Annotated in this window: 10 protein-coding genes and 1 pseudogene; 5 read left to right on the top strand and 6 right to left on the bottom strand. The window is 72.5% G+C overall.

Annotation, left to right across the window (positions count from 1 at the left end; all coding sequences use genetic code 11):
* The 6 genes and pseudogenes from DRV85_RS16820 to DRV85_RS16795 all read right to left on the bottom strand — a co-directional run.
* Positions 1-458 (bottom strand): annotated as a pseudogene (locus DRV85_RS16820) (hypothetical protein); the annotation flags it as partial.
* A complete protein-coding gene (locus DRV85_RS16815; protein ID WP_113290637.1) occupies positions 455-850 on the bottom strand; it encodes a biopolymer transporter ExbD in 396 nt (131 codons plus the stop codon). The gene DRV85_RS16815 and the pseudogene DRV85_RS16820, both read right to left, overlap by 4 nt.
* Positions 851-852: 2 nt before the next feature.
* Positions 853-1230, bottom strand: coding sequence for a biopolymer transporter ExbD (locus tag DRV85_RS16810; protein WP_113290636.1), 378 nt, complete (start codon positions 1228-1230; stop codon positions 853-855).
* Positions 1223-1909 carry a MotA/TolQ/ExbB proton channel family protein gene (locus DRV85_RS16805; protein WP_113290635.1) on the bottom strand — a complete coding sequence of 229 codons (687 nt, stop codon included), beginning with the start codon at positions 1907-1909 and terminating at the stop codon, positions 1223-1225. The genes DRV85_RS16810 and DRV85_RS16805 overlap by 8 nt, the downstream gene beginning before the upstream one ends.
* Entirely contained in the window at positions 1906-2337 is a 432-nt protein-coding gene (locus DRV85_RS16800) for a hypothetical protein (RefSeq protein ID WP_113290634.1), read from the bottom strand. Before DRV85_RS16800 ends, DRV85_RS16805 begins: the two co-directional genes overlap by 4 nt.
* Complete coding sequence (locus DRV85_RS16795) at positions 2334-4457, bottom strand: TonB-dependent receptor domain-containing protein (RefSeq protein ID WP_113290633.1); 2124 nt, start codon at positions 4455-4457, stop codon at positions 2334-2336. Before DRV85_RS16795 ends, DRV85_RS16800 begins: the two co-directional genes overlap by 4 nt.
* A 180-nt stretch (positions 4458-4637) precedes the next feature.
* Here DRV85_RS16795 and DRV85_RS16790 point away from each other — a divergent pair, with 180 nt between their 5' ends.
* The 5 genes from DRV85_RS16790 (at position 4638) to DRV85_RS16770 (ending at position 10982) form a co-directional block, all read left to right on the top strand.
* Positions 4638-5690: a hemin-degrading factor gene (locus DRV85_RS16790; protein ID WP_113290632.1), complete on the top strand. Its 1053-nt coding sequence runs from the start codon at positions 4638-4640 to the stop codon at positions 5688-5690.
* Entirely contained in the window at positions 5687-6526 is an 840-nt protein-coding gene (locus DRV85_RS16785) for a heme/hemin ABC transporter substrate-binding protein (protein WP_113290631.1), read from the top strand. Before DRV85_RS16790 ends, DRV85_RS16785 begins: the two co-directional genes overlap by 4 nt.
* 3 nt (positions 6527-6529) lie before the next feature.
* On the top strand, positions 6530-7600 hold the full coding sequence (locus DRV85_RS16780) for a FecCD family ABC transporter permease (RefSeq protein WP_113290630.1): 1071 nt from the start codon (positions 6530-6532) through the stop codon (positions 7598-7600).
* Positions 7601-7608: 8 nt separating this feature from the next.
* Positions 7609-8442, top strand: coding sequence for a heme ABC transporter ATP-binding protein (locus tag DRV85_RS16775; protein WP_113290629.1), 834 nt, complete (start codon positions 7609-7611; stop codon positions 8440-8442).
* A 149-nt stretch (positions 8443-8591) separates the two neighbouring features.
* On the top strand, positions 8592-10982 hold the full coding sequence (locus DRV85_RS16770; RefSeq protein ID WP_113290628.1) for a fasciclin domain-containing protein: 2391 nt from the start codon (positions 8592-8594) through the stop codon (positions 10980-10982).
* Positions 10983-11056 lie beyond the last annotated feature (74 nt).

Genomic DNA, 11056 nt, shown 5'->3' with positions numbered 1-11056 from the left:
GCGGCGGGCGCCGCCGCGGTCGGCCGGGCGGGCGCGGCGTTGTCGGCGGGCGCGGCCTGGCTCCTTTCCGCAGGCGCGGACGGGGCCTGCGCCGCCTCTGGAGCGGCGGGCGCCGCCGTGGTCGGACCGGTGGGCGCGGCGCTTTCGGGGCGAGCGGTCTGGCTGCTTTCGACAGGTGCGGCCTGCGCCTGCGCCGGACGCTCGGCGGGGCGGGTCTGCGTCGTCTCGACGGGCTCGGCGGGCCTGGCAGACTCCGCCACCGGCGCGGGCTGCGGCTGCGCGGGCGCGGCGCTTCCTGCGGCGAGATCCGCGAAGCTGTCGCCGAGGCGGGCGAGCTCGACCGGTTGGCCGCCCCCGCCGATCCCGACCGGCGCGTCGGGCCAGGCGAACCAGGCAAGCGCCCCGGCGTGCAGGCCCACCGAAAGGAGCGCCGCGAGGATCAGGCGCAACCGGGTCATCGCGGCACCCGCTCGGTCACGAGATGCACTTCCGCCGCGCCGGCCGCCTGCAGGGCGCGGGCCACCTCGATCAGGCGTTCGGCGGGAAGATCGCGGTCGGGCACGATGCGCGCGACGCGCGGCGCGCCGTCCCGTCCTGCAAGAGCCTCGAGATAGGCCTCCGGCGTCGTGGCCTCGCCCCGGTGCAGCGTCGCCCCGTCCGGCCGCACGATCAGCGCGTCGGGCAGCGCGCGCCCGTCGAGCGACTCGGTGCGCACGAGGGACAGCTCGCGGTCGAGCGGCGCCGCGAGGGAGCCGGCCACGAGAAAGAAGACGAGAAGCAGAAAGACGATGTTGATCAGGGCGATCTCAGGCTCGCCCCGCGCGCGGCGATATGGCGGCACGCGGCGCATGGTCAGCCCAGCACCCGGATCTGCGCGCCCGCCACCGCGCGGAGCGCGACCAGCAGATCGGTGAGCCGCTGCGCGGTGACCGCTCCCTGAAGACTCACCAGCACATCGCCCTCCCCCTCGGGCAGCAGAGCGCGCACGGCCGCGGGCACCTCGTCGAGCGTGGCGGGCGTGCCGTTCACGCTCAGCGCGTCGGGCGCCAGACGGAGGAAGACGGGCCGCGCGTCGGCTGCCGCCGCTCCGGCGGCGGCGGCCGAAAGGGGCAGTTCGCTGAAGCGCGTGAAGGTCGAGGTCAGCATGAAGAAGAGCAGCAGAAGGAACACCACGTCGATGAGCGGCGTGAGCGACAGCCGTCGCCGACGGACGCCCGCGCCCCTAGGCATGGGCGGCCTCCGGGCGCATCGCCTGCGCGGCCTCGGGTCCGGCGGCGCGCGACCCTGTGGCGTCGCCGGGGCGAAGCAGGGCCTCCAGCGCCTCTTCCGCGAACACGCGTTCGGCGCTCACCCGCGATTCGAGGTAGGTCAGGCAGAGCGAGGCGGGCATCGCCACGCCGAGCCCCACGGCCGTCGTCAGAAGCGCGACCCAGATGCCGCCCGCAAGAGCCGAGGGATCGACCGTCGCACCCGCGGCCTGTAGCGCCTGAAACGCCTCGATCATGCCGAGAACGGTGCCGAACAGGCCCAGAAGCGGGGCCAGTTGCGCGATGGAATCGAGCAGGCGGAAGCCCGATTCGAGCCGCGCGAAGCTGGCGTCCGTCTCGGCCTGAAGCCGCGGCCGGGCGGCATCGTCGCCGGCGCGCAGCGCGCGCGCCAGCGCAGGCGCGAGGTGGCTGGGACTCTGCGCCAGCGCAGCGCGCGCCGCGCCCGGCGCGCCGGCGTCGGCCTCGGCCAGCGCGCGGCGGATCGCGCCATGCCGCCCGACCCCGAGACTGGCGAACTGCCAGAGCTTGGCCAGCACGAGGGTCAGCGCCACCACCGAGACGACACCGAGCACCGCCACGACCGGCCCGCCCAGGGCGACGGCCTCGCGCAGCGCGCCCATCAGATCGGCGAGCGGCGTCATCCCGACACCTCCAGTCCGGCGCGGCTGCGCAGCTCCAGCCGGTCCATGCAGGCCTCCGGGCCGACGCCCGCGCCCGCGCAGCTTTCGGCGGCGTTGACGAGGACGCGGCCGATCCCCTCGCAACTCGCCCCCGGCAGATCGAACTGGCGCACGCGCATCCGGTCCGCGGGCACCGCCTGGAAGTCGAAGAGCGACAACCGCTCGACCATTCCCGCCTCGTCGAAGATGACGGTCTCGAGAACCAGCGCGTCCAGATCGGCGCCCAGCGCGTTCTCGACCACGAAGGTCAGCCGGCAGGCCCCCTCGATCTGCGCCACCGTGTTGAGGTCGAGCCGGAGCGCCAGCTCCGGCGCCGCGTCCGAGGCGGCAGCGGCCGGGCCAGCGAGGGCCCCGGCCAGCGCCGCGACTGCTGCAAGCTGCTGTTTCACCAGTCGAACTCCCGTGTCAGAGCGATCTTGAAGGTCCGGCCCGCCGCATTGTCGAGCTGCAGGTTCGGCCGGTAGGTTGCGTCGGTGACGTTCTCCACCGCGAAGCTCACCGTGAAGCCCTCCAGCGCGCCGCGATCGGGCGTCCAGTCCAGGAAGAGGTCATGCGTCACGTATCCGTCGGCGCTGGTCGTGGCCGAAGCGGTGGTGATGTCGCCGGCCCAGGATCCGCGCCAGCCGTAGCGCAGCCCGTGCTCCGGCATCTTGCCGCCCAGCGTGAGCGCCAGCGTGTCCGCCGGCGTGTCGGTCAGCGTGTCGCCGGTCGCCGCGTCCTCCGACCGCACGAGCGAATAGGCCGCCTGCCCGAACCAGCGGTCGGCCTCGTAGGCGCCCTCGAGCTCGACCCCCCAGATCCGCGCCTCGTCGATGTTCGAGAAATAGGGCACCGTGGGCTGGCCCGGCGTGGGGCCCGACGGGCGCGGCGTGGTCGAGATCAGGTTGTCGATGTCGTTGTGAAACGCAGTGACCTTGGCCTGCAGGACGTCGCCCTCGGACCAGACGTCGTAGCCCTCGTAGGACAGGCCGAGCTCCACCGTGGTCGCCGTCTCCGGCTCGAGGTCGAGGCTCGGCGTGCGCGCGCCGAAGTAGAGCGGGCCGCGCTGCACCTCGCCCTCGGTCGAAAAGAGTTCGTCCAAAGTCGGCGCCCGCTCGGTGCGCGCGAGCGAGCCGAAGACCGACCAGTTGCCGCCCAGGTCGTACATCGCCGCGAGCTTGGGCGACACGGCTGTGAAGTCCCGGTCACGCGCGCCGGCCGCGGCCGCGCTCGACCCGGGCTCCTGCATGATCCGTTCGATCCGCAGGCCGGGAATCAGCGTAAGTCGCCCATCGTAGATGAACTCGCCCTGCGCGTAGAGCGCCCCGCGGGTGTCCGTGCCTTCCGGGTGGAAGGGCAGCGCGCCCAGGGACGCCGAGGCGATGCGCTCCTGCCGCGAGAGCTGGGCGCCGAAGGTCAGGTAGTTCTCCCAAGCGCCGCTGCCGAACTCGACGGTGTTCTCCGCCTTGAGCGTGAGCGTCTCGTAGGCGGCGTCGTTGTCGCAGAGCACCAGGAAGATCCCGGGCGCGCAGAGGAAGCCCGCCGAGAAATCGCGCTTCCTGACTTCCGTGTCCGACCAGGACAGCGTCACGTCGAGGTCGAGCCAGGGGTTGCCCGTGCCCTCGTGGCCGTAGGCGAGCGTCACCGTGTCGTCGATGCTGCGAATGTCCGCCGTGCCGAAGCCCGCGGTCGCGGGCCCGCCGGTCTGGGCCACGACCGTCTCGGCCAGATCGCCGTCGGTGCGCGACCACGACAGCCGCAACGACTGGTCGTCGTCCTCGCCGAAGCGGAACGTGCCCTTGAGAAGGCCGGACCAGCGCTCGTAGGCGGTCCCCGGCAGCGTCGCGCCGTCGCCATCCTCGACGTCGCCGGATTCGCCGCGGTTGTAGGCGAAGAGGAACTCCGCCTGCTCGCCGGGACGGGTGGCGAAGATCAGCCCGCCGCGCCAGGCGTCGCCGTTCGAGGCGTAGCCCGTGGAGAAGCGCAGCGCGCCGGTCTGGCCGGGCGCGAGGAAGTCGGAGGCATCCTTGGTCGTGAAACTGATGACCCCGCCGATCGCGCCCGAGCCGTAAAGCGTCGAGGACGCCGGGCCGCGCAGCACCTCCACCCGCTTGTAGAGCGCGGGATCGCCGAAGAAGGAGCCCGTGCGATACTGCTCGAAGAACTTGGGCGCACCGTCCACCGTCACGACGACGCGCGACTGGCTCGCGGTTTGCTCGGTGTTGCCGATGCCGCGGATGTTGAAGGCCTCGCCCAGCAGGCGGCCGGAGCCGCCCGTCTGCACGCCCGGCACCGTATCGAACAGCTCGCCCGCCGTGGTGGCCTGTTCGCGGTCTATGTCTTCCTGTTCCAGCACCGTGACCGCCTGCGGCGTGTCGATCGCCACCTTTTCCGTCCCCGCGCCGAGCACCAGGCGGCCGAGCGGCGTGAACCCGCCCGTGTCCTCCTGCGCCGCAGCGCCCGTTCCCAGCCCCGCGATCAGCGCCGCCAGCGCGGCGCCGCGCCGAAGACGCACCTCTCCCCTCGTCATGCTTCCCGCTTTCTCCGTTGGCTGCCGGTCCGGCTGGCGAGGGGCTGGCGTGACCGTGATCCTGATTTCTGACTTGATATGTCAGGTATGCAGCTTTAAGAATCATAAGCGAAACAGTCAAGTATCTTTCGCCGCCGGCACGGACGCTCTGTCCGGCGCGTTTTCGACAGGAGATCAGGGATGACATCAGCCGCCGCCCCCTCGCCCGACGCCATCCGTCAGGCCCGTGCCGACCGCCCCGAATTGCGCGCCCGCGACCTTGCAGCCCAGCTCGGCGTGCCCGAGGGCGCGCTGGTCGCCGCCGAGGTCGGCCACACGGCCACGCGGCTCAAGGCGCATCCCAACGATCTGATTCCCCCGGTCTCGACGCTGGGCGAGGTGATGGCGCTCACGCGGAACGAAAGCGCAGTCCACGAGCGGATCGGGCGCTACGAGGAGTATCACGGCGGCGAGCACGCCACGATGGTTCTGGGCCCCGAGATCGACCTGCGCATGTTCCCCAAGCACTGGGCGCAGGCCTTCGCCGTGGTCGAGGAGACCGACAAGGGCGTGAAGCGCAGCCTTCAGGTCTTCGACGCCGCGGGCGACGCGGTGCACAAGGTGCACCTCAAGCCCGCCTCCGATGTCGCCGCCTTCGAGAAACTGGTCGCGGCGCTCGCCACCGGCGACGAGAGCCGCGCCTTCGACGCAGCCCCCCGCACCCCGCCCGAGGGCGCGAAGCTGCGCGAGGACAAGATGGAGGTGCTGCGCAGGGAGTGGGAGCGGATGACCGACACCCACCAGTTCCTGCGCCTCGTCTCGAAGCTCAAGATGAACCGCCTGGGCGCCTACCGCGGCGCAGGCAGCCCCTACGCCGAGCCGCTGGCGCCCGAGGCGGTCTCGGCCATGCTGGAGGGCGCGGCGGCCCAGGGCATCGAGATCATGCTCTTCGTCGGCAACGCGGGCTGCATCCAGATCCACGCAGGCCCCGTCGAGACGATCAAGCCGATGGGCCCCTGGCAGAACGTGCTGGACCCCCGCTTCAACCTGCATCTGCGCGCGGACCACATCGCCGAGGTCTGGCGCGTCTGGAAACCGACGCAGCGCGGCCCGGCGATCTCGGTCGAGGCCTTCGACGCCGAGGGCCGCCTGATCCTGCAGTGCTTCGGCAAGCGGAAGGAGGCGGAGCCGGTGGCCTGGAACGCGATGGTCGCGGAGCTGCCCGCCGGCGCGGCCGCCGAGGTGCAGGCATGAGGGCGCTGCGGCTGGCGGCGCTGGCCGCCCTTCTCGCCGCGCCGCTCGCGGCGGAGCCCGCGCAACGCGTGCTCTCGGTCGGCGGCGCGGTGACCGAGACGGTCTTCGCGCTCGGCGCGGGCGACCGCGTCGTGGCGCGGGACACCACCTCCACCTGGCCGCCGGAGGTGGAGGACTTGCCCGATGTGGGCTATGTCCGCCGCCTGTCCCCCGAGGGCGTGCTCTCCGTGGCCCCGGACCTGATCCTGGCCGAGGAAGGCGCGGGCCCGCCCGAGACGGTGCGCATCCTCGAGGCTGCGGAGATCCCCTTCGTCACGATCCCCGACGCGACCGACGCCGCGGGCGTCGCCGCCAAGATCGAGGCCGTGGGCGCGGCGCTGGGGCTCGAGGAACGCGCGGCCGACCTCGCCGCCGAGGTGCAGGCCGAGATCGCCGCGATCGAGGAACGCTCCGCCGGGGTCGAGCGGCCCGCGCGCGTGCTCTTCCTGCTCTCGGCCGAGGGCGGCCGGCTGCTCGCCTCGGGCACGGAGACGGCCGCCGACGCGATGATCCGCCTCGCCGGCGGCGCGAACGCCGTCACGGGCTTTACCGGCTACAAGCCGCTCACCGACGAGGCGGTGCTGGCCGCCGCGCCCGACGTGGTGCTGATGATGGAAGGCCGCGCCGAGGGCCACGGCGGCAGCGGCGTTCTGAGCCACCCGGCGCTGGCGGCCACGCCCGCGGGGCGCGACGGGCGGCTGGTCGAGATGAACGGCCTCTACCTGCTGGGCTTCGGCCCGCGCACGGCGCAGGCGGTCGCCGACCTGCATCGCGCGCTCTATCCGGGCGAGGGCTGAGGCATGGTGGCAATCGCCGAGGCGGCCGCGCCCACGGCGGGCGACCGCAGGCAGCGCGCGCGGCGCACCACCCTCGGGCTCATGGTGCTGACGCTCGTCGCCGCCTGGGCCTCGCTCGCCACCGGCGCGGCAGAGGTTTCGCTCGCCGAGGCGCTGGGGCGGCTTGCGCGGGGCGAGCCGCTGACGCTGCACCAGCAGGTGGTGTTGATGGACATCCGCCTGCCCCGGCTGGCCACCGGGCTGCTGGTCGGCGCGGCGCTCGCGGTCTCGGGCGCGGTGATGCAGGGCCTCTTCCGCAATCCTCTGGCCGATCCGGGCCTCGTGGGCGTGGGCGCCGGCGCGGGGCTGGGCGCCGTGACGGCGATCGTGCTGGGCGGCTTCCTGCCCGCCTCGCTGGCCGCGCTCACCGGCACCTACACCGTGCCGATCGCCGCCTTCCTCGGCGGCTGGGCGGCGACGCTGATCCTCTACCGCGTCTCCACGCGGGCCGGCCGCACCTCGGTGGCGACCATGCTGCTGGCCGGCATCGCGCTGGGCGCGCTGGCGGGGGCGGCGACCGGCCTGCTCGTCTATGTCGCCGACGACCAGCAGCTGCGCGATCTGACCTTCTGGGGCCTGGGCTCGCTCGCCGGCGCGTCCTGGACGAAGCTCGCCGTGGCCGGGCCGATCATGCTGACGGCGATGGCCGGCACGCTCTGGCTCGCGCGCGGGCTCAACGGGCTCGCTCTGGGCGAGGCGGCGGCGGCGCACATGGGAATCGCCGTGCAGCGGATGAAGAACCTCGCGATCCTGGCGGTCGCCGGGGCCACCGGCGCGGCGGTCGCGGTCTCGGGAGGGATCGGTTTCGTGGGGATCGTGGTGCCGCATCTGCTGCGCCTGGCGACGGGGCCGGATCATCGATTCCTTCTGCCCAATGCCGCGCTCCTCGGCGCAAGCCTGCTCGTGGGGGCCGACATCCTCTCGCGCAGCGTCATCGCGCCCGCCGAGCTTCCCATCGGCATCGTGACCGCGCTGCTCGGGGCGCCGGTCTTCCTGTGGATCCTTCTGCGCCGCCGCGGCGTGCTCGACCTGTGAGAGGCGCCATGCTCGAAGCCCGCGACCTGACCGTCCGCCTCGGCCGCCGCACGATTCTCGACGGCCTCGACTTCCTGGCGCACCCCGGCGAGGTCACGGTGATCGTCGGGCCGAACGGCTCGGGCAAGACGACGCTGATGCGCGCGCTCACCGGCGAGATCGCCGCCGAGGGGCGCCTCTCGCTGGACGGCACGGACCCGCGCGGCCTGCGGCCGTGGGAACTAGCCCGCCGGCGCGGGGTGATGGCCCAGTTCGCCGGCCTGGCCTTCCCCTTCACGGTGCTCGAGGTGGTGCGCCTTGGCGCCGAAGCGGGCGGTCAGAGCGGCGACGCCGCCGATGCGCGCGCGGGCGCAGCCCTGCGGCGGGTGGATCTCGAGGGCCACGCCGCGCGGCTCTACCAGGAGCTCTCGGGCGGCGAACAGGCGCGCGCGCAGCTGGCACGCGTATTGGCGCAGGTCTGGGAGCCCGAGGGGCCGGAGGGTCCGCGCTGGCTGTTTCTCGATGAGCCGGTGGCGAGCCTCGACGTGGCCCATCAGCTGCAGGTGATGGACCTCGCCCGCGACTACGCGCGCGCGGGCGGCGGCGTGATCGCGGTCATGCACGACCTCTCGCTGACCGCGACGATCGCCGACCGCGTCGTGCTGCTGGACGAAGGCCGCGCGGTGGCCGCCGGCCCGTCGGAGGAGGTGCTGCGCTCCGCCGTGCTCGAGCCGGTCTATCGCTGCCGCCTCGACGTGATCCGGCTGGACGACCCGCCGCGCCTGATCGTCACGCCGCGGCCGGGCACGGCGACCCTCGCCGGCGCAGCGCCCGGCATCACCGCCTCGGCGACCGCCGGCTGAGCCTTCCGCACCCGGCGCCGGCGCCCCGGTCACCCGCATCCTGCCGCTCGCCCGAAGCCCCGACTCACACGGCATCACGAACGCGTCAGGCCAGTGGGCTTACGCAACGGCCGGCACATTCTCCCGCTCTGGTTCGACAGGAGGGAAATATGCCGACCATTGCCGAAATCGCCGCTGGCGACGACAACTTCGACATTCTGGTTGACGCGCTCAGTTTCGTGGACAGCGAACTGCCCGACAGCGCCCTTCTGGGAACGCTGTCGGATCCCGACCAAAACCTCACCGTCTTCGCGCCGGTGGACGCGGCCTTCGGCACGCTCGCCACCGCGCTCGGTTTCGCCGGCGACGCAAGCGACGAGGCGGCGGTCACGAGCTATCTCGCGACGACTCTCGGCGCGCAGACGCTCAGCGACGTGATCCTTTACCACGTCGTCGGGGGCGTGCAGACTGCCGGGGACATCTCCGGCCTCGACAGCCTCGCGACGCTCAACGGCGCCGAGATCCAGCCCGATCTGCCCTCGCTCGTCGACGGCGAGCCCGATCTTCTCGACCCCCTCGTCGTCACGGCGGACATCAGCGCCGACAACGGCGTGGTTCACGCGATCGACGGCGTGTTGCTGCCATCCGATCTGCCGCAGATCGAGTCGCCGACGATCGGCGAGATCGCCCTGGGCAGCGACGACTTCGACATTCTCGTGGGGGCGCTGCAGTTCGTCGACGCGAACATCGCGGGCAGCGACCTCGTCGGGACGCTCTCCGACCCAGCGCAGAGCCTCACCGTCTTCGCGCCGACCGACGCGGCCTTCGGCCAGCTGGCGGCCGATCTGGGCTTCGGCGGCGACACCGCCGACGAGGGGGCGGTGATGACCTTCCTGGCCACGACGCTCGGCGCGGAGACGCTCAACGACGTGATCCTCTATCACGTCACCGGCGGACAGCAGGCGGCAGCGGACATCGCCGCGCGCGACACGCTCACGATGCTCAACGGCGACACGATCACCCCCGATCTGCCGGTGCTCGAGGACGGCGAACCGGACCTGATCGACCCGGCGGTCAGCACCGCGGATGTCGCGGCCGGCAACGGCGTCGTGCATGTCGTCGATGGCGTGCTCCTTCCCGACGATCTGCCGGGCAACGACGCCCCCAGCCTCGCCGGGATCGTGGCCGCGAGCGGCGCGGGATTCGACGACGACGGTTCCGACTTCGACATCCTGCTCGCTGCGGTGCAGACGGCGGGCCTGACCGCCGCGCTCGACGACCCGGACGCGGATCTCACCGTCTTCGCGCCGGACGACGCCGCCTTCGTCGGGCTGGCGCAGGATCTGGGCTACAGCGGCGACGACGAGGAAGGCGCGCTGGGCTACATCGTCGACGCGCTCACACTGCTCGGCGGCGCGGGCGGGCCGGTGCCGCTGCTTGCCGACATCCTGACCTATCACGTCGCGCCGGAGTCGCTGCAGTCCGAGCAGGTTCTGGCGGCCGACGGGATCGTCACGCTGCAGGGCGGCACGCTCGACGTGAACGGCGCCACCCTGGGAGACGCGGAGCCGGCGCTCGGCGACCCGGCGCTCGCCGCGCTCGACATCCAGGCTTCAAACGGCATCGCGCATGTGCTCGACGGGGTGCTGCTGCCCTTCGACCTGCCCTATCTCGGGGATGACGCGGTCGGGGAAATCCTCATCGGCACCGATATCGCCGAGGAACTCGCGACAGGCGACGGCGACGACCTGATCGACGCCAACGGTGGCGCGGACACCGTGACCGCAGGCGCCGGAAACGATCACGTCGACGGCGGCGAGGGCGACGACCACATCGCCGGCATGAACGGCGACGACAGCCTCTCCGGCGGGCTGGGCGACGACACCTTCGGCGGCGGCGCGGGCGACGACACCATCGACGGCGGCGCGGGCGACGACTTCATCGGCGGCGGCGCGGACGAGGATCTCGTGCGCGGCGGCGACGGCGACGATGTCGTGAACGCAGGCAGCGACGACGACACGCTGGAAGGCGGCGCCGGTTCGGACACGATGGGCGCCTCGTTCCACGACGACCTGGTCTCCGGCGGTGACGGCGATGATTCGATCGGCGGCGGCTCGGGCGAGGACACGATCGATGGCGGCACCGGCGACGACACCATCGGCGCGGGCTTCGGCGACGACACGGTCGAAGGGGGCGACGGCAACGATTTCCTGGCCGGCGGCGGCGGCGACGACTCGATCCTCGGCGGCGCGGGCGACGACCGGATCAACGCCGGCGACGGCGACGACACGATCGACGGGGGCGCCGGCGCCGATGTCTTCGTCTTCCGGGACTTCAACGCGAGCGACGAGGACGTCATCGAGAATTTCGAGGACGGCGTCGATCGCTTCGTGATGATCGGGGTCGAAAACGCGCCCGGCTCGGGCCTCGAAGGCTTCGTCGAGGCGCTGAGCATCACCGACACCGACGACGGCGCGCTGATGACCTATGAGGGCCACCGGATCCTCGTCGAGGGCGTCGCGGCCGAGGATTTGACGCTGGAGGATTTCACCTTCGTCTGACGATACGGAGCGCGCCGCGCACAATGCCGGGCCGGCCGCGTCAAGCGGCCGGCCCTATGCGTCCGGGTCACTCG

The sequence above is a fragment of the Rhodosalinus halophilus genome, from assembly GCF_003298775.1.
Classification (GTDB): domain Bacteria; phylum Pseudomonadota; class Alphaproteobacteria; order Rhodobacterales; family Rhodobacteraceae; genus Rhodosalinus; species Rhodosalinus halophilus.
The sequence above is the reverse complement of the archived record's forward strand: the minus strand, read 5'-3'. Positions and strand labels throughout refer to the sequence as shown.